This is a genomic window from Acidobacteriota bacterium (assembly GCA_018001935.1).
GTDB lineage: Bacteria > Acidobacteriota > JAAYUB01 > JAAYUB01 > JAAYUB01 > JAGNHB01.
In genome coordinates this window covers 1-23,054 of record JAGNHB010000012.1, presented here as the reverse complement: position 1 = coordinate 23,054, position 23,054 = coordinate 1, and the positions used below count along the sequence as shown (strand labels likewise).

The 23,054-nt window shown below is 69.0% G+C and carries 9 protein-coding genes; 3 read left to right on the top strand and 6 right to left on the bottom strand.

All coding sequences use genetic code 11. The annotated features are described in order from the left end of the window. The first annotated feature begins 82 nt into the window (after positions 1-82). Positions 83-2,344 carry a hypothetical protein gene (locus tag KA419_06850; GenBank protein ID MBP7865652.1) on the top strand — a complete coding sequence of 754 codons (2,262 nt, stop codon included), beginning with the start codon at positions 83-85 and terminating at the stop codon, positions 2,342-2,344. A 766-nt stretch (positions 2,345-3,110) separates the two neighbouring features. On the opposite strand, the gene KA419_06845 is transcribed toward KA419_06850, so the two are convergent. The 6 genes from KA419_06845 to KA419_06820 form a co-directional block, all read right to left on the bottom strand. Continuing rightward, positions 3,111-4,778 (bottom strand): DUF418 domain-containing protein, encoded by a 1,668-nt coding sequence (locus tag KA419_06845; GenBank protein MBP7865651.1) that lies wholly within the window; start codon positions 4,776-4,778, stop codon positions 3,111-3,113. A 651-nt stretch (positions 4,779-5,429) separates the two neighbouring features. After that, entirely contained in the window at positions 5,430-6,623 is a 1,194-nt protein-coding gene (locus KA419_06840; protein MBP7865650.1) for a CoA transferase, read from the bottom strand. Positions 6,624-6,869: 246 nt separating this feature from the next. Beyond that, positions 6,870-7,781 (bottom strand): hydroxymethylglutaryl-CoA lyase, encoded by a 912-nt coding sequence (locus KA419_06835; protein MBP7865649.1) that lies wholly within the window; start codon positions 7,779-7,781, stop codon positions 6,870-6,872. Positions 7,782-8,104: 323 nt separating this feature from the next. Continuing rightward, positions 8,105-8,674: a S26 family signal peptidase gene (locus KA419_06830; GenBank protein ID MBP7865648.1), complete on the bottom strand. Its 570-nt coding sequence runs from the start codon at positions 8,672-8,674 to the stop codon at positions 8,105-8,107. A 220-nt stretch (positions 8,675-8,894) separates the two neighbouring features. Continuing rightward, positions 8,895-16,715 (bottom strand): amino acid adenylation domain-containing protein, encoded by a 7,821-nt coding sequence (locus KA419_06825; GenBank protein MBP7865647.1) that lies wholly within the window; start codon positions 16,713-16,715, stop codon positions 8,895-8,897. A gap of 231 nt (positions 16,716-16,946) precedes the next feature. After that, positions 16,947-18,380: an MFS transporter gene (locus KA419_06820; GenBank protein ID MBP7865646.1), complete on the bottom strand. Its 1,434-nt coding sequence runs from the start codon at positions 18,378-18,380 to the stop codon at positions 16,947-16,949. A 388-nt stretch (positions 18,381-18,768) separates the two neighbouring features. Between KA419_06820 and KA419_06815 the strand changes: the two genes are divergently transcribed. Beyond that, positions 18,769-21,696, top strand: a complete 2,928-nt coding sequence (locus KA419_06815) for an SUMF1/EgtB/PvdO family nonheme iron enzyme (GenBank protein ID MBP7865645.1) — start codon at positions 18,769-18,771, stop codon at positions 21,694-21,696. A 117-nt stretch (positions 21,697-21,813) separates the two neighbouring features. Beyond that, positions 21,814-22,671: a hypothetical protein gene (locus KA419_06810; GenBank protein MBP7865644.1), complete on the top strand. Its 858-nt coding sequence runs from the start codon at positions 21,814-21,816 to the stop codon at positions 22,669-22,671. The last annotated feature ends 383 nt before the right edge of the window (positions 22,672-23,054 follow it).

The window sequence follows — 23,054 nt, the reverse complement described above, 5'->3', positions numbered from 1 at the left end:
CGATCCCGACCGCGTCTTTCCTCTGGATTCCCTCCCCCGACTCCTGTATGCTCTCCCTGATCTTTTTCCCGCGGGGTGCCCCATGTCTCCCATCTTGTCCCGGTGTCCGAGGTTTTTCCTTTCCGCCCTCCTGGCCACGATCTTCGCGCCGGCCGTCCCCGGTTGCGGGTGGATGGGCCCCGAGTCCGTGGACGAACTCTCGTTCTTCTCCCCCGAGATCATCGGCGAGCCGGACGCCCTGCCCTTCTTCGCCACGCCCTTCAGCCCGTTCTACACCCGCGAACTCGGCCAGGGGGCGCAGCCCGACTTCGGCGCGGCGAACCTGGACGAGTGGGACGCCTTCTTCCAGAAGAAGATCCCGCGGGAGGCCTGGTCGCAGCTGCTGTACAAGGCGCCCCTCGCCCGCCTCGACGCCCTGATCTTCCGCCTCAAGGGGAAGAAGGACGCCGCCGAGACCCCCGGGGACGACGTCTTCCTGGCCTACCCCGACCGGAAGGCGCTCGTCGCCGCCCTCTACTACGTCGGTTTCGCCAAGCGGGTGGAGCCCTACGCCACCGAGCGCTCCGACTACTGGGACTGGGAGGAGAAGAAGGGCAAGATCGACCGCGCCGCCCGCGAGGCCGCCGTGGCCGCCCTCGCCGAGGGGGGCACGAAGGCGCTCAACGCCGCGACGGACCCCTTCCTCCGCCGGCGTTACGCGTTCCAGCTCCTGCGGCTCCACTTCTACCACGACGCGTACGACCGTTGCACGGCTTTTTACGAGGAGCGCCGCGCCACGGACTTCAGCGACACGAGCACGGTCTCCTGGCGTGCCCTGGGCTACTGCGCCGGCGCCCACTACCGGGCGAAGCGCTACGCGGAGGCCAACTACCGCTTCTCCCGCCTCTTCGACCAGTGCAAGCCCCTCCGGTTGTCCGCCGCCTGGAGCTTCCGGCCCCAGGAGGAGGCCGACTGGCGAGGGTGCCTGGCCCTGGCGAAGAACGGCCGGGAGAAGGCCGTGCTCTGGCAGCTCCTGGGGATATCCCACGACGGTTTGCGGGCCATGAAGGAGATCTACGCCCTCGACCCGACGTCGGACCTGCTCCCGCTGCTCCTGGTCCGCGAGGTCAACCGGGCGGAGCTGGCCGCGAACCTCACGGAAAGCCTCGAACCGCCCGAGGTCGCCGTGCCCGCCCCGCTGTCCGACCTCCTGGCCTTCGTGGTCGGCACCGCGGAGAAGGGCGACGCCCTCAAGCCCTGGCTGTGGGACCTGGCCGCCGGCCACCTGCAGACCCTGGCGGGCAAGCCCGAATCCGCCGGCCGCTTCCTGGACCGCGCCGCGAAGGGGGCCCCGGACACGCCGCTCCTGCGCCGCCAGCTGCGGCTCTGCCGGGCCTTCGCCGCCGTCCGGGCCCTGAAGGCCGTCGACCCCGCCGCCGAGCCCCTGCTGGCCCGGGAGCTGACCTGGGCCAAGGCCGAGCGCAGCCTCGGGACGGAGCCCAGCCGGACGGGGGCGTTTTTCGCGTGGGCGAAAAGTTACCTGTCGTCCATCTACCGGGCGAAAGGGGACCGGGTCACCGCCCTCTGCCTGAACGACGTCCCCGACGACCCCTTCTACCTGGATTCCGCCAACGTGGACCGCCTCCTCGCCTTCCTGGAAAAACCGGGGAAGAGCGACTTCGAGGCGTTCACCGCGGGCGAGTACGGCATCGGGCCGACCTGCAGCGAGGACCCGGGCGCCCGGAGCGACCTGGTCCAGGTCAAGGCCCTGAACGCCCTCTATGCCGGGAAGTACGACGAGGCGGAGACGCTCTTCGCCTCCGTGGATACGGGGGAGCTCTACGCCGACCCCTTCGAGATCCACCTCCGCGACAACCATGACCGGGATGCCAACCGGAAGGGTCACGAAACCTACACCAAGACGCAGGCGGTGAAAAAACTCGCCGGCCTGTTGCGACAGGCGGCCACGGACAAGGCGAAGGCCCCGGAACTCTACTTCGAGGCCGCCAACGCCCTCTACAACTTCTCCTGGTACGGCAACGGCCGGGAGATGTACGTGACGCCCCGGGAGCACGTCAAGCACCGCCCCGGCTTCGACGACTGCAGCCGGGCCGAGGCGCTCTACCGGAAGGCCATGGACCTCTCGCCCGACCGGGAGTTCAAGGCGAAAGCCTGCTTCATGGCCGCCAAGTGCGAACAGAACGCCTACTACAACCGCGACCCCGACAAGAAGTCCGGGGACTTCATCGCGGGGAAGTGGTACAAGGTCCTCAAGGATACCTTCTCCGACACGAAGTACTACCAGGAGGTCCTCCGCGAGTGCGGTTACTTCCGCTCCTGGGCGACGAAGCGCCCTGGCGAGTAGGGGATAGGCTGTAGGCTGTAGTCCCTACGAAGTAAGATCTTAGGCAAAATGAGCAAGATTTGAGATCATCGGTGGGCTCCCACCGCTTTCAGAGCGGGGAAAACCGATGCGGGGACGGAGGAGGGAATCCCGGCAGCGTCGTCCGGCATGCCCCGGGGCTAAAATGCCCCACTGGTGCTGATCCGTTTCCGGAATCGACGTATCCGGTCTCTCGCAAAGACGTCCGGACGCAAAGCCTCGCAAAGGAATCCCCCTTTTCCGCTTCCGGCTTTGCGAGGCTTTGCGTCTTTGCGCCTTTGCGAGAGGTAAAGACCGCCTGTTTTTTTCTGGAGCGTCCGGATGATCCGTGTCCATCCGTGTTCATCCGTGGTTTCTCTCCGGTTTATCCGGGTTGGGCTGTAGGCTGTAGGTCCGGAGGGGTTCCCATCGGTATCGGTATCGGTATCGCAATCGCAATCGGTATCGCAATCGCAATCGCCGCAGCAATCGCCGTCGCCGTCGCAACGGGGAACGCGGTCGCAGCCGGGAGCGGCGGCCCCCTTGGCGACGACGGCCCGCAACCCTCGATTTCCCCCTTCCTTGCGGAGTGCGGCGCGAAGGCTGCCGGAGCGCCGCTTTGATCGCGCCGCGCAGGCCGCCGGAGCGGCGCGGCCCCAACGCGACCCATGCGCCTTACGGAATACGAAACGCAGGCGCGCAGTCACAAGGCGGAGGGTACCGAACTCCGAATTCTTCCTTCGTGTGTGTCGTGTTTGTCTCGGGCGCCTCACGCCCCGGTGCGTTCGTCGGTCGGGGCGGGCGTCGGGGGGCGGCGGCGCATGGGCGGGAGGCGCCAGTAGGTGAAGGCCCGCCAGAGCCACTCCAGGGGGCCGTAGCGAAACCGCTTCAACCACCACCCGGACACCAGCACCTGCACCGCGAAGACCCCGACCACGTAAAGCATCTGCCACGACCGGCTCAGGCCCCAGCACCCGAAGCCGTGCCCGAAGAAGATCACCACGGAGACCGCGGACTGGGCGACGTAGTTGGTCAGCGCCATCCGCCCGGCGGGGGCCAGCGGGGCCAGCCACCGTGCGGCCCGTTCCCGCTGGAGCAGCAGGACGACGACGCTCACGTAGCCCAGGCAGGCCGGGAGGTTTCCGAGGTACAGAAGTCCCTGGGCCACCATGAAGCGTCCCGGCGGGTCGCCGGGCTGCATGGACGTGGCGACGGCGCTCCCCAGCACCCCCAGGCCCACGCCCACGGGGAGGGCGTACAGGGCCAGCCTCCGGAACAGGGGAAGGTGATCCCGGGGACGGACCATCACGCCGGACTGCACGAACCAGGCCCCCAGGAGGAACAGGCTGATGACCATCATGGCGAAACCGGCCTCTTCCCCGGCCCGCCGGGGAAATTCAACGGCCCGGAACGCCACGGCCTCGCGGTAGCTCCCCCGGGCGTGGGCCTGGGTCTCGGCCCGGATCCGCTCGCGCAGCTTTTCCGCCTCCTTCTTGCGTTGCGCCTCCTTCTCCGCCTGCCGGACGGCCTCGGCGCCGGCGGGGGCCTGCCCGGCGGCCGGCCCGGGGGCCCGGGCCCCTGGCGGAGGGGTCTGCACGACGAGTTGCACCACGCCGAAAAGGGTCATCCCCAGGAAGGGGAGAACGTACAGGCCCACCGCCAGCCGGCGCTTCCGGAGTTCCGCGGGTTGGTGGCAGCGGGCCGCCAGGATGCCGACGGCCAGGGTGAAGACCGCCCCCAGGCTCATTCCGAACCGGGCCTCGAGGGGACCGGCGGAGAGGGCCCACATCAGCGCGGCGACCCCGACCGCGACGACGCCCAGGACCAGGAAGAAGAAGGCGAAGACGGGCACGCGGCGCCACCGCTCGCCCATGCGCTTCTCCCCGCGCAGGAACAGGGCCGCGACGCTCACGTAGGCCAGGCTCCCCGCCACGCGCCACAGGGGGTCCAGGCCGGGGACGAAGCCGAGGCCGGCCAGGGCCGCCAACGAGAGGAGGATGGGTTTCCACTTCCCGTAGAGCAGGATGAGCAGGGCCAGGGCCGCCAGGGCGTAGCTGAAGAGGATGTCGCCGTTCCACAGGAGGATGAAGTGCGCCGCGCCGAAGACCGCCAGGCCGGCGATCCGGCGGAGGTAGAGGGGAAGGAAGGGACGCCCCGCCTGCTCCGCCCGCCCCAGCATCACGGCGAAACCCATCCCGAACAGCAGGGAGAAGATGGTCCAGAACTTGCCCTGCACCAGGAGGTAGACGAGGCGGCTGGCCCACCAGTCGGCTCCCGTGAGCCCGGGGGGGACGCCGAGCCGCATCTCCGCCATGGCCCGGTTGAACCACTCCGCGTTCATCAGGAAGATGCCGAAGAGCGCAAACCCGCGGACCACGTCGAGGGCCAGGATCCGCCCTTCCTCTTCCGTCACCGGGGTGTTCTGCCGCGCTTCCATGCACGGATCATAATCCCCTCCCCTGCCCCCGCGCAAGCCGAAAAGGAACCACGAAATACACGGAATACGCGAAAGAAGAATCCGGAATTCAGGAGACCGGAGGAGGGCCTGTTGACCGGAATCGGAGGCGGCTCTTCTCCTTGCCTGTGAGAGACATTCCGGATGGTCGCTCCCGGAGCACGACGACCCGGTGAAGGCGAGCTTTCTCACCCCTTGGCCGCACCCCCGGCGATCCGTTTCTCTTTGCGATCTTCGCGCCTTTGCGAGACCCGGATCCGGATCTTCTCTCGCCAAGGCGCCAAGCTCGCAAAGGAAGACGGCATGGGCCGCAAATCGTGTTCCCGGCCGACGTTTCATGAGATCGACCCCACGATCTTGCGCAATTTGGCAACGATTCTTCGTTGAAGGGACTACGCTTTTTCAGGGGCGTCGCCCAGCAAAAGTGGCCTCGGAAGGCAACCGAAATCGCCAACCTGTGGGTAAAAACGCATCCGCTGAAGCGCCTGACGACATTGACCGGGACGCCGGGTGATCAAAGCGGCGCGATGAACCCCCGAGACGCTCAATGGCCCAAAGCCGGGTATCCCTTGACTTCCAAAAAAAAAGGCCCCGGGGGGCGGGGCCTTGACTCGTTTTTTGTCAATCGGGCGGTCAGATCACGCCTTTCTCCTTCAGGGCGGCCTGCTGTTCGGCGGTGTAGCCGAGCCGGCCGAGGATCTCCCCGTTGTGCTCGGCCAGGGACGGCGGCGGCGCGTCGATGCTGCCGGGGGTTTTCGAGAACTTGGCCGTCAGGTTGAAAAGCTTGACGGGGCCGATCCCGGGCGTCTCCACGTCCGCGATGACCTTGCGGTGGACGGCCTGGGGCTGCTTGAGGGCGTCCTCGAGGCCGAGGATGTCGCCGGAGGGGATCCCCTTGGCGTTGAGCACCTCCACCCAGTGTTCGGTGGTGTTCTCCTTGAGTTTCTCCTCCAGCAGCGGGGTCAGGAGGCGGCGGTTGGCCTTGCGGGTGTCACGCTCCTGGAAGCGCGGGTCCGTCTTGAGCTCGGGGACGCCCAGCGCGTCCGCCAGGTCCTCCCACTGCTTCTGCTGGTTGGCGGCGATGTTGATGTAGCCGTCCTTCGTGACGAAGGTGCCCGACGGCGCCGCCGTGAAGTTGTCGTTGCCCAGCAGGACCGGCTGCTGCCCGCCGATGAGCAGGTTGGCCGCCACCCAGCCCGCCAGGGGCATGATGGAGTCCAGCAGGGCGATGTCGATGTACTGGCCCTGGCCGGTGTGCTCGCGGTAGTAGAGGGCCGCCATGATGGCGAAGGCGGCGTTCAAGCCCCCCACCGTGTCGCAGACGGGGAAGCCGCAGCGCAGGGGGTTGAGGCGCTCGTCGCCGTTGATGGCCATGACGCCGCTCAGGCCCTGGACAATCTGGTCGTAGGCGGGCTTGAAGGCGTCGGGGCCGGTGGCGCCGAAACCGGAGATGGCGCAGTAGACGATCTTCGGGTTGATCTCGCACATCTTCGCGTAGGAGAAGCCCAGGCGGTCCATGACGCCGGGGCGGAAGTTCTCCACCACCACGTCGGACTCCGCCAGCAGCTTCCGGAAGATCTCCTTCCCCTCGTCGAACTTGAGGTTGAGCGTCAGGGACTTCTTGTTGGCGTTCTGGGCCAGGAAGCTCGTCCCCATCAGCTTCTTGTTGAGCGCGGGGACGTTGCCCAGCTTGCGGGCCAGGTCGCCGCCGTCGGGGTTCTCGATCTTGATGACCTCGGCGCCCAGGAGCGCCAGGTGAAGGGTGGAGAAGGGGCCGGACAGCACGTTGGTCAGGTCCAGCACGCGGACGTTTTCCAGCAGTTTCATCGGACAACTCCTTGTAACGAATTATGTCTTGCGGCCCCGCGAGAAGCCGCGAAGGGAAGCTTCCCGCGAATGACGCGAATGTACGCGAATATTACACGAATAATCTCTTTTGTTTGCTGGACTCCGATTCGCGTGCGTTCGCGTGATTCGCGGGCTGTAAAAGACTTTTTGCGGGGTCATCGATTGTCATTTCCCGATTCCCGTCATTCGCGGGCCATTGCCTTCTCGCGGCGCTTCGCGGGACCGTCAGGATTTGCGGACCAGCGAGCCGGCCTTGAGGATGAACCCCGGCAGCTCCCGCTCGAAGAAGGCGGCCACGTCCCGGGCCACGGCGACGAGGCCGTCCAGGTCGAGGTCCGTGCGCATCCCCATCCGCTGCAGCGAGTGGACCAGGTCCTCGGTGCAGACGTTCCCCGCCGCCACCTTGGTGAAGGGGCAGCCGCCCAGGCCGCCGAAGGCCGACTCGAAGTACGTCACGCCGCCCTTGTACGCCGCCCAGCAGTTGGCCAGGCCGAGGCCGAAGGTGTTGTGGAAGTGGCAGGCCATCTCGACGCCGGGGTCGAGTTCCCGGACGGCGCCGTACAGCTCCTCCACCTGCTTCGGGTTGGCGTGGCCGGCGGTGTCCGCCAGGCTGATGTTGCGCACGCCCGCCTCGAGGTAGCGCTTCACGAGGCCCAGCACCCGCCCGGCGGGGACGGGGCCCTCGAAGCCGCAGCCAAAGGCGGACTGGACGGAGGCCTGGACCCGCTTCCCGGCGTCCAGGGCCTTGCGGGCCATGGCGAGGATGGCGTCCAGGGCCTCGTCGGTGCCCTTGCCGGTGTTCTTGCGGGAGTGGGTCTCGCTGGCGGAGACGCCCATGCAGAACAGGTCGACGCCGCACTCCATGCCCCGGTCGAGTCCGCGCTCGTTGAGCACCAGGCCGGAGAGGACCACGCCGGCCGGCCGGTTCCCCGGCTGCAGGTAGTGCCGGAAGAAGGCGTCGGTGTCGGCCATGGTGGGCACCTTCTCGGGGTTGACGAAGGACCCGAGCTGGACGATGTCGATCCCGGCCCGGGCCAGGCCGTCCGCCCAGGCGATCTTGCGCTCCAGGGGCACCGTCTGCTTCTCGATCTGCAGGCCGTCCCGCAGGCCGACCTCGTGGATGCGGATGTCGGTCATGGTGTTCTCTCTCCTCCGGTTGGGATCCGGCGCCCCCTCCGGGGCCCCGTTGCGGCGCCCGTCACGGCCCGCGGGGGATTCCGCGGGTGAGCACCGAGATTACCCAAACGGGCGGGGCTTTTCAAGCAAAATGGTGGGGAAGCGGGGGAACGGGACGGGTTGACCGGCTTCGGGGGGGAGAGAAGGGGCGGGGGGATCCGCGTCGGGACGACGCGTACGAACCGGGGGGGGCCGCGTCGGGACGACGCGTACGAACCGGGGGGATCCGCGTCGGGACGACGCGTACGAACCGGGGGGGGCCGCGTCGGGACGACGCGTACGAACTAGCGTTTCGGGCGGGGGGGGTGACCGTAGAGGGTACGGAGGCCCCAGCCCACGCCGCGCTGGACCTTGTGGCGCACGGGGCCCGGGACACGGCCGAGGCCCGCGCGGAGCCTGCCGTCGGGGCGCCGGGTGAGGCGGAGCCAGGCCCGGTCCGCCAGCGCCGCCACCCGGGCGCGCCATCGGGACGCCCGGCGTTCCAGGTCGAGGCACGACCCGTCGGGCCGCAGGACCGCCGCCACCCGGCCCAGAACCCGGGACAGGGGGACCCACCCGCCGGTGGACACCGCGTCCCCCTTCTGGAGCACGACCCACTCCCCGGCCCGCCGCCTCACCCGCAGGGCCCGGTGAACCACCAGGATCGCCCCCGAAAAGAACAGGACGGGGTCGCCCCGCCGCGGGGCGCGCCCTTCCAGCGGGACCACCACGGCCCGGTCGCCCTCGCGGATGAGCGGCGCCATGCTGGTCCCGGCGATCCGGACCGTCACCGGCCGCCCGGCCCGCAGCATCAACCGGATCGCCTCGATCACGGAGGTGGGAAGGCCATCGTTTTCCATCGGGTCCGTGTTCATAGCCGGAAGGTATCCCCTTACCGCGCCGAAAGTCAACCGATGACGGTCCCGCAACGAGTACCCTCACCCTCCGGGTGATGGCTCAAACAAGCGTCTTGCACACCCGTTCCCGCTCGTTTTCCGACTTTTTGCGAACCCGTCAACCAATCGTCACCCGGGAAGGCAACAGGAAAAAACCCGCTGTCCGCGGGGGGAGAGCGCCCCCCCGCGGCGGCGGCCGTCACGCCATGGCGAGGTTGAGCGTCTCCAGGCGGTCGATGGTGCCGCTCAGTTCCCGCAACAGTCCCAGGGTGATCTCCGGGTGCTCCCGGATCAGGCGGCGCAGGTCGTCCACCTCCAGGCTCAGCAGGAAGGCCTCGCCCACGGGTTCCGCCGTCCGGCGGGCGCTCCCGTTCCCGGGCAGGTTTTCCAGGCCCAGCAGCGCCCCGGGACCGGCGACGTACATCGTCCCGATCCAGCCGTCGTGCGACCGCTTGCTGATTTCCACGTTTCCGTCGGCGAGGATGAAGACCCGCGTGTTGGGTTCGCCCTCCCAGAGGATCTCCGTGTCGTCGGCCCCGTGCTCCGGCCGAAGGCGGGCCGCCAGCTTCGCCAGGATCTCCCCGTCCAGCGTGGTGAAGGCCGGCACGCCGCCCAGGAACCCGATCCGCTCCCGTAAGGCGTGCCGGATCATGCGGGCCATCCCGCCCGGTTCCACCCGCGGCCAATGGAACCCAACCCGGGCCAGGACGGCCTCGGTCAGCTCCGTGGGGCGCAGGACCGGCGTGGCCGGGCCCTTCGACAGCAGGTCCAGCCAACCGAGGTGAAGCAGCAGCCGCTCGATCGGTTCCCTGAACCCCTTGTGCTCGCAGTGTTCCACCACGAGGTCGATGAAGGTTTCCAGGGGGAGCCGCCGCAGGTTGAGCCCCAGGGCTTCCGCGGTCAGCACCTCCGACAGCTTCGCGTGGTGGGGGTTCTCGATGTGGAACGTCCGGTTGGCGAGGGCCGGCCGGTCGAACAGGGCCAGGATCGCCCGGCTGGTCTGGTCGACGAAGGAGAGGTTGCGCTCGTCGAAGCGGTCCGGCACGGCGCCGAGCATGAGGTAGGCCTTCACCTGCTGGAAGAAGGCGTTCTCGTCGACGTTCTCCTGGAGGGCCCCGGTCCCGGAGTCGAAGGTGATGTTGCCGGCCCGGTAGATGCTGGCGCTGAGGCCCTCCGAACGGGCCGCCAGGACGGCTTTCTCCGCTTCCTGCTTGGAGCGGATGTAGACGTGGTCGGTCCGCTGGCCGAGGTCGGCGTCGAACTCGGTGAAGAGGACGGCGTCCCGGTCCGCGTAAGTCCCCATGCTGACCGAGGTGGTGGAGACGTGGTGGAGGTCCTTGGGCCGGCCGTCCCGGGCGAACCGGATCAGGTTCCGGGTGGAGAGGACGTTGGCCCGCTGGAACTCGGCGTACTCGCCGAGGTGACGGGTGTCGGCGGCGGCGTGGAGGACGGCGTCCGCCTCGCCGGCCAGGCGCTGATAGACGTTCCCGGCCAGGCCCAGGCGCTCCGCGGGGAGGTCCCCGGCCAGGACGGTCAGCCGGGTGTCCAGCGCTTCCCGGATGGCCGGGCCGAAGGCGCGCACCATCCTGGCTGCCAGGCGCTCCCTCGCCTCGGGGTCGGAGGGGCCGCGAACGAGGGCGGTCACCCGCGCGGCGGTCGTCAGCAGGAGGTCCCGGAGCAGGTAGACGCCCAGGGTCCCGGTGGCGCCGGTCAGCAGGACGTGCGCGTACTCCCGACGCGTCTGCAGGTCCAGTGACGCGAGTTCCCGGATCCGTTCCCGGTAGAGGGCCAGCCCCGCCTGGATGGCGGGGTCGGCGGACAGGTCCGGGGCGGCCAGCACCTCCCGGAGCCGGGCCAGCCGCGCCCCCACGCTCCCGGTCAGCTCTTTCAGGTTCTGCGCCTGTTCCGCGATGGTCTGGTGGGTGAAGAGGTCGCCGGCGTTGACGTCGAAGCGGCTCTGCAGCTCGGCCATGAGGGCGATGACCTTGAGGGAGTCGCCGCCGATCTGGAAGAAATTGTCGAAGACGCCGATGCCGGAGAAGCCGAAGACCTTTTCCCAGGCGGCGAAGACCAGGCGCTCCGCGGGGGTCCGGGGGCCGGGGCCCTGGTGGTCGCCCACCGCGGTCAGCTCCACGTCCGGGAGGGCCTTGCGCTCCACCTTCCCGTTGCGGTTCAGCGGCAGCTTCTCCAGGCGGACGAAGTACGCGGGCACCATGTATTCCGGCAGCTCCTTCGACAGGAGGGCCTTGAGGCTCTCGGGCGGGATCGTCTCGTCGGCCGTGTAGTAGGCGCAGAGGAACTTCCCGCCGCCGGGGTCCTGCTTCGCGGCCACGACGCACTCCCGGATCCCCGCACCGGCGGCGAGGCGCTTCTCGATCTCCCCCAGCTCGACGCGGTAGCCCCGGATCTTGACCTGGAAGTCCAGGCGCCCGATGAAGTCCAGGTTGCCGTCGGGCATCACCCGGGCGAGGTCCCCGGTCCGGTACATCCGCTCCCCCGGGACGAAGGGGTCGGCAACGAATTTTTCGGCCGTCAGCTCGGGCCGGTGCAGGTACCCGCGGGAGACCCCCGCCCCGGCGATGCACAGCTCGCCGGGGACGCCGACGGGCTGGAGCCTCCCGTTGCGGCTCAGGATGTAGACCCGGGTGTTGGCCACCGGCTTGCCGATGGACACGCGTTCCAGCAGGCGGTCCACCACCGTGCTGGTGGAGGCCATGGTGGTCTCCGACGGGCCGTACTCGTTGACCAGGGTGAAGCGCCCCAGCTTGTAGTTCTTGAGGGCGTCGCCGCCCACCACCAGGCGCCTCAGGGAGTGGTTGTCCACCATGTGCATGAACTGCTCCGCGAACTGGGTGGGGAAGTGGGCGTGGGTGATGCCCTGGGCCTCGAAGTAGCGGTTCAGCTCGGGCGGGGAGAGGCGCAGCTCCTCCGGGATGATGTGCAGCTCGGCGCCGGACACCAGCGGGGCGAAGACCTGGACCACCGAGACGTCGAAGCTGAAGGCGGCGAACTCGGCGCAGCGCCCGGCGGGGTCGATGCGGTGCTCGCTCGCGTACCAGTGGATGAAGTTGCACATGGAGCGGTGCTCGATCATGACGCCCTTGGGCATCCCGGTGGACCCCGAGGTGAAGATGACGTAGGCCAGGTCGGACGGCTCCGTTTTCGCTTCGGGGGCGACGTCGGGCCCCTCGAGGAGCGTCTCGTCGTCCACGGCGAGCCGCCGGCAGGGGCCGGGGATGCGCTCGAGGGTCTCCCGGCGGCCCAGCACGACGGGGGCGCCCGTGTCCTCCAGGATGAACTGGATCCGGTCGGCCGGGTAGGCGGGGTCGACGCCCACGTAGGCGCCGCCGGCCTTCAGAATGGCGAGCATGCCCACGACGGCCTCGGCGGAGCGGTCGGTGGCCACGGCGCAGATGACGTCCCGGCCGACGCCGTCCGCCTGGAGGCGGACGGCCAGCCGGTCGGCCCGGCGGTTCAGCTCCCCGTAGCTCATCCGGGACCGCCCGTCCACGACGGCCACGTGGTCCGGGTCGCGCCGGGCGTGCCCCGCGATGGCCTCGCAGACGGTCCCGAACGGCGGCGGCGGGGCGGCGGTGTCGTTGAGGTCTTCCAGGAGGAACCGCTTCTCCTCCGGGTAGAGCATCTCGATGTCCCGGACCCGCCGGTCCGGGTCGTCGGCCGCCTCCTCCAGGATGCGGAGAAAGTGCTTGGCCAGGCGGTCCATGGTGTCGGGATCGAAGAGGTTCCGCCGATACTCCATGTGGAAGCGGATGGTTTTGGCGCACTCCGTGGCCGTCAGGCTGATGTCGAACTTGGCGGTGCCCGTCTCGTGCAGGGCGACGTCGCATCGCAGGCCGCCCGCCTCGAAACGGGGCTGTTCCATGTTCTGCAGCACCAGGTTGATGTCGAAGAGGGGGTGGCGCCCCGGCCCCCGGTTGATGTTCAGTTGCTCGTAGACGCGGTCGATGGACACGTCCTGGTTGGCGTAGATGGAGAGCATGGTCTCCCGGACCTCCCCCAGGAGGGCCCGGAAGGAAACCTCGTCCCGGGGCTGGGTCCGGACCGGCAGGGTGTTCACGAACATGCCGACGAGGTCCTCCGTGCCGGGGACGGTCCGCCCGCCCATGCTGGTCCCGACCACGACGTCGTCTTCGCCCGTGTACCGGGAGACCAGGACCTGGAGGGCGGCGAGGAGGACATGGTGCAGGGTCGCCTGGTTCTTCCGGGCCAGCGTCTTGACCCGTCCGGCCAGGAGCGGGTCCATGACGAAATCGCAGGCGCCGCCCGCGAAATCGGCGCCCTGCTTCCGCGGCCGGTCGGTAGGGAACTCCAGGACCGGCGGGTTGCGGAAGGTCTCCAGCCAGTAAGCCTCCTTCCCGCGGAGGCGCTCCGCCTGGGCCGCCGACTCCCGCCAGACCACGTAATCCTTGAACTGGAACGGGGGCTCCGCCAACGCACGGCCCCCGTAAAGCCCGGCCAGGTCGTTCAGGAAGGGCCCGATGGAGATGCCGTCGAAGACGATGTGGTGGACGTCGCAGAGCAGGACGTGGCGCTCCGGCCCGGTGCAGACCAGCAGGACCCGCAGCAGGGGCGCCTTCTCCAGCTGGAACGGCCGGACGAAGCCCCGGATGACGGATTCGAGTTCGCTTTCGGCGGCTTCCTGGAAAAGCAGTTTCAGGCGGGCCTTGGGGTGGACGATCTGGACGGGGTGCCCGTCGACGAGGTCGAAGGAGGTCCGGAGGGGCTCGTGGCGGTCCACCAGGGCCTCGAAGGCGTCGGCCAGGCGTTTCCGGTCGAGCCGGCCCTCCAGCCTGACCACGAGGGGGATGTTGTAGGTGATGTCGATCCCGTTCAGCCGGCTGAGGATGTACAGCTGCTTCTGGGCGGGGGTGGCGGGGTAGAAGGGCTGGGCGGGCGCCGGGGTGACGGCCGCCTGGGCCTTCCGGGCACACCCCTCCAGGAACGCCGCCAGGTCGCCGAGCACCGGGCGCCGGAACAGGTCCTGGAGCGACAGGTCGGCCTCCAGTTCCTTCTCGACCCGGACCTGGAGCAGGACCGCCTTGAGCGAGTCCCCGCCGATGTGGAAGAACTCGTCGTGGACGCCCACCGACTCCAGGTGGAGGACCTCCTGCCAGAGCCGGGCGAGGGCCTTCTCCATCGGCGTCCGGGGCGGCTTGAACTCCGAGCGGCCCCGGTCCTCCGGCTCCGGCTCGGGCAGCCGTTTCCGGTCGATCTTGCCGTTCGGGTTGATGGGCATGGCGTCGAGCTGCATGAAGCGGGCCGGGATCATGAACTCCGGGAGGGTCTTGCCCAGTTCGCGGCGCAGCGCCTCCAGGTCCAGCCGGGTCGGGGCGGTGACATAGGCGCAGAGGAAGATGCGCCCGTTGGCGTCCTTCCGGTCCACCACGGCGGCTTCCCGGATCCCCGGCTGGGCCAGGAAGGCCTGCTCGACCTCCCCCAGCTCGATGCGGAAGCCGCGCAGCTTCACCTGTCGGTCCATGCGGCCCAGGTACTGGATGTTGCCGTCGGGGAGCCAGCAGGCCAGGTCGCCGGTCCGGTACATCCTTTGTCCGGGCAGGACCGGGTTGTCGACGAAGACCTCCGCCGTCTTCTCCGGCCGGTTCAGGTAGCCCCGGGCCAGGGCCACGCCGCCCACGCAGAGTTCGCCCGGCGCCCCCACGGGCTGGGGGTTCCCGTGCCGGTCCAGGATGAAGACGCGGTAGTTGGGGAGCGGCTTGCCGATGGGGATGTTCTCGTAGTCCCGGTCGACCGGGAAGAAGGTGGTGTAGACGGAGCACTCGGTGGGGCCGTAGCCGTTGAGGAGCTGGTAGCCCCGCTTCCGGTAGATGCGGAGTTTCTCGCCCGCCACGTGGAGGAGCCGCAGCGACCGGTTGTCGATGAGGTCCATGAACTGCTCGCCGAGCTGGGTGGTGAAGAAGGCGATGCCGATCCGGTTCTTCTCGAAGTAGTCGTTCAGGTGGTTCAGGGAGAGGCGGATGTCGTCGGGGATGATGTGCAGGGTGGCGCCGCGGATCAGGGCGGGGTAGATCTCCGCGTTGGACACGTCGAAGCTGAAGCTGGTGTGCTTGGAGACCTGGTCGGTTTCCGTGATCCCGGCGACCTCGGCAAACCAGGTGATGAAGTTGACCATGGAGCGGTGTTCCAGCATGACGCCCTTCGGCGTCCCGGTGGAACCCGAGGTGTAGATCAGGGCGAAAAGGTCGTCGGCGGCCGCCGCGACCGGCAGGTCGGTGTCGTCGCCCTGGAAGAGGGCGGGGTCGTCGAGGTCCAGGGCCGCCGTCCCCGGGGGGATGTCCAGCCGGCCCAGGAAGGCCTGCTGGGTGAGAAGGACCGGGGCCTGGCTGTCCTCCAGCATGAAGCGGACCCGGTCGGCGGGGTACTTGGCGTCGATGGGCATGACGGCCGCCCCGGATTTCAGCGTCGCCAGCTGGGCCACGATGATCTCGATGGAGCGTTCGGCCAGGATCCCCACGAAACCGCCTTGACAGGCCCCCCGGGCCTGGAGGGCCCGGGCCAGGCGGTTGGCGGAGCGGTTGAGTTCCGCGTAGGTCATGCGCTGGTTCCGGTAGACCAGGGCGGTCTGGTTCGGCGTCCGGAGCACCTGCCGCTCGATCAGCTCGTGGACGGTGGCGTTTTCCGGGTAGGCCTGCCGGGCGCTGTTGAACTCCGCGAGGACCCGGTGCCGTTCCATCCCGGAGAGCAGCTGCAGGCGGTGGAGTTTCTCCCCCGGGCGGTCCATGGCGTCGGACAGCAGGGTTTCCAGGTGTTCCAGCAGGGCGAGGGTGCGTTCCCGGGTGAGCCGGTCGGCCCGGAAGTCGGCCATGATCCGGACGGGCTGGTTCCGGACGCCGCGGACGCCGTAGTCCAGGTAGATCGTCAGGGTGTTGAGCGAGTTGGACGGGCACAGGAACTCGATCTGGGTGTGCTCGCCCAGGTCCGCGCGCATGTACTGCACCAGCGTGACGTCCATCAGGTTGGGCGACTCGCCGAGCCGGTCCCGGATTTCGGAGATGAAACGGTCGTAGGGGTACCGGTCGTGCCGGCGGATCCCGTGGAAGGCCTCCCGCACCTGGCCCAGCAGGTCGTCGATGCCGGCTTCCGGGGCGGGGCGAAGGCGGATGGGGACGGAACTGACGAACATGCCGACGGCTTTTTCCATCGCCTCCGGGTAGCGGTTCAGGGTGGCCGTGCCGACGGCCAGGTCGTCGTGCTGGGTCTCCCGGCCCAGGACGGCCGCCAGGGCGGCCAGGACCAGGCGGAAGGGGGAGGTCTGCCGGTCGGCGCAGAAGGCGTGGATCTTCTCCGTCAGCCGACCGGAGAACTCGTGCCGGACGCGCCGGATCTCCAGGTTGTCGGTCTCGGGGCGCCCCGTCAGGTCGATGGGGTCGGGAAGGTCCGGGAAGAGGCCGTGCCAGTAAGCCCCGTCCTCCGCGCACTGCGGCGAGGCCAGGTACGCCCGCTCGGCGTCGAGGACGTCCAGGAAGGAAGGGCGGGGTTCGGCCGGGTCGGGCTGTCCCGCCCGGAGGGCGCGGTAAGCGGCCATTACCTGCTCCACGACGAGGGCGCAGGAGCCCCCGTCGGCGACGATGTGGTGGAGGCAGTAATAGAAGGCGTGCTGGCCGTTCGCCAGGCGAAGGAGGGCGAAGCGGTACAACGGCCGGTCGAAGAAGGCGAAGGGCGTCCGGATCGCCCGGTCGACCCAGGCCTGCAGGTCCGTCTCCCCCCCGGCGCCGAGGTTCAGCCGCTCCACGGCGATCTCCCCGTCGTCCGACACGTACTGCCGGATCTCGCCGTCCACCTCGGTGAAACGGAGGCGCAGCCCCGGGTTGGCCCGGACGACCCGGCGGATGGCTTCCACCAGGAGGTCTTCCTCCACGTTCTCGTGGAAACGGACCAGGTAGGGCAGGTTCCACATGGTGGAACCGGGGTGAAGGCGCTCCGTCAGGTAGATCCGCTTCTCCGCGTGGCTGAGTGAAAACCGTGTCGCCGGTGTCGTCATGTCGCCTCCCGAAATCTCCGCGTTGGTCACGCCATAATTGGTGGCGCAAGCTTCAGCTTGCGCGCGAAAATCCCCTCAAGCCGTGGCGCAAGCTTCAGCTTGCGCGCTAAAACCCATCAAGTCGTGGCGCAAGCTTCAGCTTGCGCGGGAAAACCCCATTGAGCCGCAGCACCCCCCCCTCTAGCGCGGGAACTCCTCGCATTCCCGCTCCCCCCGCTCTCCCCGGGATCGTCACAACTGCAGGGACCGCGCCTCGTCGGGCGGCGCCGGCGCGTTCTCCCGGGGACGGGCGACCAGGGAAGCCAGCAAGCCGGCCACGGCCACCGCCAGCGCCAGGACCATGGTCTGCCGGAAACCCGTCATCAGCGTCGTCAGGGACGCCGTCTCCACCAGACCTTCGCCCTCCGACAGAAGGTGGTGGGTGAAGACGATGGAAAACATTGAAACGCCCAGCAGGCCGCCCAGGTTGGGGATGACGGCCTTGACCGACGAGAGGACCCCCGCCCGGCCCGGCGCCGCGTGGGTCATGATGAGGGTCAGGATGGCCGTGCAGAAAAGCGCCATGGCCAGGCCGAACAGGAGCAGGGTCACCACCAGGTAGGTCGTCGGCGTCGCGGCGTCGTACCGGAGGAAGAGCACGGTGGAGGCCACGAAGACGGCCATGGAGAAGATGCACAGGACCCGGGGGCCGATCTTGTCGCAGAGGAACCCCGTGACGGGGCTGATCACGATGGAGACGAGGGGGAACAGGGCCATGCAGTGGCCGGTCTGTGCGTCGGTGAGCTTCTGGATGTACTTGAAGTAAAAGGGGAAGATGAAGCTGATGCCATAGAGGAGGAGGAGGTAGACGAAATTGGCGATCAGGGCGGCGGACAGCGGGAGGTTCCGAAAAAGGGAAAGAGGGACCAGAGGGTTTGAAACCCGCGATTCCACGACGAGAAAGGCGACCCACAGGAGACCGGAAACGGCGAAGCAGCCCAGGACCCCGGGCGAGGTCCAGGAGAACTTTCCCCCGGCCTGGAAGGCGGCGATCAGCAGGATCAGCGCGAAGAAACTGAGAACGGCGCCGCCCGTGTCGAACGTCTCCCGGCTGCGGACGTGGGTCCGGTCGTCGAGGAAACGGAGGCACAGGAAGATGCCGACCAGGCCGATGGGGATGTTCACCAGGAAAACCCACTGCCAGCCGAAGGAGCAGAGGTAGCCCCCGACGGGCGACCCCAGGGCGAACCCGATCCCGGCGAAGAGGCCGTTGACGCCGTACGCCCGACCCCGCATCTCCGCGGGGATGTACTTGACGATGATGACGGCGGATGTGGCGAAGATCATGGAGCCGCCGACCCCCTGGACGAAGCGGTAGGCGGAGAGGTCCCAGATCCCCCGGGACAGGGCGCACAGCGCGGACCCCACCGTGAAGAGGACGTAGCCGGGGATGAAGATCTTCTCCGGCCCCCAGCGGTCGGACAGGCGGCCGAACACCAGCAGGAAGGCGGTCAGGGAGAGCAGGTAGGCCACGTTCACCAGGGAGATCCGCGTCATGTCCACGTCGAAGTGGTCGGCCAGCGTGGGCAGGATGATGTTCACCACGGTGGTGTCCAGGTTCACCATGAAGATGGCGGTGGCGCTGGCGGTGTTGAAGCCGATCAGTCGAAGGGTCGATGGTTTCACGGTGTGTCTCCGGCCGGGTTTAGGGGATCGTCTTCCGGGGGTCCGGGTTTCGGGCCGGCGGCCGGCATGCAACGGCGGAAGTCGGTGGCCTTCGGTCGTGCTCGGTTCTCAACGCCCATCCCCCGGGATATTCTGCGGCCATTGTACCACCATCGCGGCCCCGTCGCCAGAGATTCCGCTCACCCCCGTCCCGACCTGCGTCCGCCGTGATTGCGGTTGACATCCCCCGCGCGAGGGGGGAAAATCCCTTCGCCTGACGATTTTGGGAAAGGTGGGGGGAGGCCGGCAACGCGTTCCGGCGGAGACGGCGTCGGGGCATCCCGGCAGACGGGGCCCTTCAGGGCGAGTCGCCCCGACCCGCATTTTCCCGGTGGAAAGGAGGTGTCGCATGAGCGTGAAACCGTTGTTGAAGGTGCTGGTCGCGACGCTGGCCCTGGGGGTCCCGGCTCCGGCCGGGCCGTCCGGGAACCGGGGGTCCGTCGGGTGCGACCCCGGCGCGGCGGCTTCCGTGGCCGCGGTGCGCCCCGGGCTTCCCGGGGTGCGCCCCCCACGGTTGTCCCTTGCCGGGATGGCCGCCCTGAAGAGCCCGGCGGAAGGCACCCTGGTCTTCAATACGGAAAAGGGCCGGCTGTACCGGTACGATGGGGCCGGCTGGACCCCCCTGGGGATCGTCCCGGGGACGGTCTGGGGCGTGGACCCCATCGTGGGGGCCCTGTACTACGTCCCGGCCGGGATCTTCACCCAGGGCTCTCCCGGGGACGAACCCTGCCGGGTGTCGAACGAGACCCCCTTCGCGCACAGCCTGACGAAGGACATCGCCGTCATGGAAACCGAGGTCTCGCGGCAGATGTGGGCGGAGCTGAAGGCCGCCCGGGCGACCTTGCCGGACGACCCGTCGAACACCACCGTCAGCCCCGGGATGTCCAACCCGGTGAACCGGGTCACGTACTGGGAGGCCATCCTCTTCGCGAACCTCCTGTCGGTGAACCACGGGCTGACGCCGTGCTACTACGCGGACGAGTCCTGCACGACGCCCATCGACGCCGCCAACTACACGGCGGAGACCGTCTACTGCAACTGGTGGGCGAACGGGTACCGGCTGCCGACGGAGGGGGAGTGGGAGTACGCCTGCCGCGCGGGGACGTCCACGCCCTTCTGGGTCGCCGAAGCCAACTACACCGCCGCCAACTGCCCCTCGGAAACGCCGGGCCTGTACGCCGCCCTGGAGACCGCGGCGTGGTTCCTGGCCAACGCGCCGACCGCAACCCGGGCGGTGGGGACCGCCGGGGAGAACCCCTGGAACCTGCGGGACGTGCACGGCAACGTCTGGGAATGGTGCTGGGACCGGTACACCGACGCGTACCCCGAGGGGTCCGCGTCGGACTACTACGGGCCGGTGGAAGGCACGTTCCGGGTGCTGCGGGGCGGCGCCTGGGACGCCCACGCCTTCGCCTGCCGCTCCGCTTTCCGGCACAGCAACGACCCCGCCAGCCAGGCCCCCAGCCACGGTTTCCGCCTGGTGCGCACCATCGACCCGCCGCAGGTGGGCCCGGACCCCGTGGTCGGGCAGATGTGTTTCGTCCCGGCGGGTTTCGTCGTCCAGGGCTCCCCGCCGGAAGAGGTCTGCCGGGGGACGAACGAGACGCCGTTCACCCACACCCTCACCCTGGCGTTCGCGGCCATGGAGACGGAGGTGTCCCGCCGGATGTGGTCGGACCTGAAGGCCGTCCAGCCGACCCTTCCCGCCGACCCCTCCAGCACCGCCGTGAGCCCGGGGATGGGCCACCCGGTGAACCGGGCCACCTTCCACGAGTCCCTGCTCTTCGCGAACCTGCTGTCCGTGCAGAACGGCTACCGGCGGTGCTACTACGCCGACGCCGCCTTCACGACGCCCCTGGACGCCTCGAACTACGCGGCGGGGCCCTGCTGCTGCGACTGGAACGCCAACGGCTACCGCCTGCCCTCGGAAGGCGAGTGGGAGCACGCCTGCCGGGCGGGGACCACGGGGCCCTTCTGGATCGACGAGCCGGCCTACACGGCCGACAACTGCCCCTCGGAGACCCCGGGGCTCTACCCCGAACTGGAAACGGCGGCATGGTTTTTGGCCAACGCGCCGACGGCGGCCCGGGCCGCGGGGACGGCGGCGCCGAACCCGTGGGGCCTCAAGGACGTCCACGGGAACCTCTGGGAGTGGTGCTGGGACCGCTACGCGGCGGACTACCCGACGGACTTCGCCACGGATTATCACGGCCCCGAGACCGGCTCCTTCCGGGTGCTTCGCGGGGGCGCCTGGGACGCCCACGCCTACGCCTGCCGCTCCGCCTTCCGACACAGCAACGACCCCGCCGTCCGGGCCCCCAGCCACGGCTTCCGCCTGGTGCGGACCCTCGAGGCCGCGGCGGTGGACTTCAACTACGACGGGGTCACGGACATCCTCTGGCGCAACGACGCCTCGGGCACGCTCTCCGCCTGGACCATGTCGGCGCTGGGCCTGACGGACATGCTTTTCCTGGGCGGGATCTCGGACCCCGACTGGCAGGTGGCCGGCGTCGGGGACATCAACGGCGACCGGCGCGCCGACCTCCTCTGGAAGCACGTTCCCACCGGGACCCTGTCCGTGTGGTTCGTGGACGAGTTTGGCTACGTGAACGACATGTCCCCCGGGGTCGTGGACCCGTCCTGGAAGATCGTGGGCCTGGCCGACGCGGACGGCGACCGCAAGGCGGATGTCTTCTGGCGCAACGACACCAGCGGGATGATGTCCCTGTGGTTCATGAACGAGTCGGGCCTCCGGGGCACCGGCTTCGTCGGCGGGATCGGCAGCATCGACTGGAAGGTGATGGGCGTGGCGGACTTCGACGGCGACGCGAAGAATGACATCCTCTGGCGGCAGTCCTCCACGGGGACGATGTCCATCTGGTTCGTCAACCAGTACGGGTTCGCGGGCGACATGTCCCCCGGGACGGTGGACCCCGCCTGGGAGATCGTGGGCCTGGGGGACGCGGACGGCGACCACAGGGCCGACATCTTCTGGCGCAACGACGCCAGCGGCATGCTCTCCCTCTGGTTCATGAACGCGTCGGGGGTCAAGGGGGCGGCGTTCGTCGGCGGGATCTCCGACCCCGACTGGCAGGTGGCCGGGATCGGCGACTTCGACCGCGACGGCCGGAGCGACGTCTTCTGGCGCCGCCTGTCCACCGGCGACATGTCCGTGTGGTTCGTGAACGAGCGGGGCTACGCGGGGAACATGTCCCCGGGCTCGGTGGACCCGTCCTGGCTGACGCTGAACCACGTCATCTTCGCCGGGGGGATGTGAGCCCTGGCGCGGCGGCGAGCCGCCGAGATCCCGGCCGGTGCGGGCCGGTCCCCCTGCGGGGACATTTCCCGGCCCGGGGTCGCCGGCCCATCCGGTTTCGATGAAGGGAGGAGCGAGATGCGACGACGGGTCTTCCTCGGACTGTGCCTGTGTGTTTCCGCGGCGGTGCTGGCCGAGGGGCCCCCGAAAAGTGCCGTCGAGGCGCTGGCGGCGGCCTGGCTGGCGCAGCGCCCCGCGCCGGGCTTCGCCGCGGGGATGAGCATGGACGAGGCGGTGAGGGTCCGGGAGGCGTACACGGCCCTCATCGACCGTGACCTGGGCCCCGTTGCAGGCTACAAGGCGGCTCTGACCAACCCGGCGATCCAGCGGCGCTTCGGCTGGGACCAGCCCGTGCGCGGCACGCTCTACGCACGGATGATCCTGTCCGGCGGGGCGAAGGTCCCGGCGGCCTTCGGTTCGCATCCGGTCTGGGAGGCCGACCTCGTGGCGGTGGTCGGGGACGCGGAAAAGCTCATGGCCGCCCGGACGCCGCTGGAGGCCCTGGCGGGGATCCAGGCGTTCCGGCCCTTCATCGAGCTGCCCGACCTGGTGTTCGAGCCGCAGGTGAAACTGGACGGGCCGTCGCTGTGCGCCATCAACGCGGCGGCGCGGCTGGGCGTCCTGGGCCCGCCCGTCCGTCTTCCCCCGACGCAGGCGTCGGCGGACCGCCTGGCGGCGATGCGGGTCGAGGCCCTGGACGGAACGGGGAAGCGGCTGGCGCTCGGCACCGGGTCCGACATCCTGGGCAACCCCCTCAACGCCGTCCTGTGGCTGGCGGCGTCGCTCCGGGCGGAGGGGCGGAAACTCCGGGCGGGGGAGATCCTGTCGCTGGGCTCCTACTCCCCCCTCCTGACGCCGGCCCCGGGACTGACCGCCACCGTGCGGTACACCGGTCTCGACGACAGGCCGGTGGAGGTTTCGGTCCGGTTCGAATGAAGACGGTCTGAGACAGTGCCCGGCTGATCTCCTGTCCTGGACGCCCGCGACGGGCTCGGGGGAGCATGCGCCGCGCAGGCCGTCGGAGCGGCGCGGGGCTATGGCCGGTCGGCGAAGACCCGGCGCTCCGGGAGCGGTGCATCCGTCTGGCGACATTGCTCCCCGGGATTGTGACGCGCCCCCCCGACGGCGCTCCGGCGGCCTGCGCGCCTTGCTCCTGGGGCTTGTTGAAAAGCGGCGCTCCGGCGGCCTGCGCGCCGCACTCCTGTACATTGTAATCAGGACGAGGAAGCAAGTGGCTGCGGGGAGCACCACCGCACTCCCGTTTCGCAAAGAACTCTCTTTGGACCTGTGCCCCCGCAGCCTTTGACAGAAGTCGGGTG

Bases quoted from the DNA above. Each gene is read 5' to 3' on its own strand.
- KA419_06825 (MBP7865647.1), bottom strand. From the start codon at position 16,715: ATGACGACACCGGCGACACGGTTTTCACTCAGCCACGCGGAGAAGCGG.
- KA419_06815 (MBP7865645.1), top strand. From the start codon at position 18,769: ATGAGCGTGAAACCGTTGTTGAAGGTGCTGGTCGCGACGCTGGCCCTG.
- KA419_06810 (MBP7865644.1), top strand. From the start codon at position 21,814: ATGCGACGACGGGTCTTCCTCGGACTGTGCCTGTGTGTTTCCGCGGCG.
- KA419_06830 (MBP7865648.1), bottom strand. From the start codon at position 8,674: ATGAACACGGACCCGATGGAAAACGATGGCCTTCCCACCTCCGTGATC.
- KA419_06845 (MBP7865651.1), bottom strand. From the start codon at position 4,778: ATGGAAGCGCGGCAGAACACCCCGGTGACGGAAGAGGAAGGGCGGATC.
- KA419_06850 (MBP7865652.1), top strand. From the start codon at position 83: ATGTCTCCCATCTTGTCCCGGTGTCCGAGGTTTTTCCTTTCCGCCCTC.
- KA419_06840 (MBP7865650.1), bottom strand. From the start codon at position 6,623: ATGAAACTGCTGGAAAACGTCCGCGTGCTGGACCTGACCAACGTGCTG.
- KA419_06835 (MBP7865649.1), bottom strand. From the start codon at position 7,781: ATGACCGACATCCGCATCCACGAGGTCGGCCTGCGGGACGGCCTGCAG.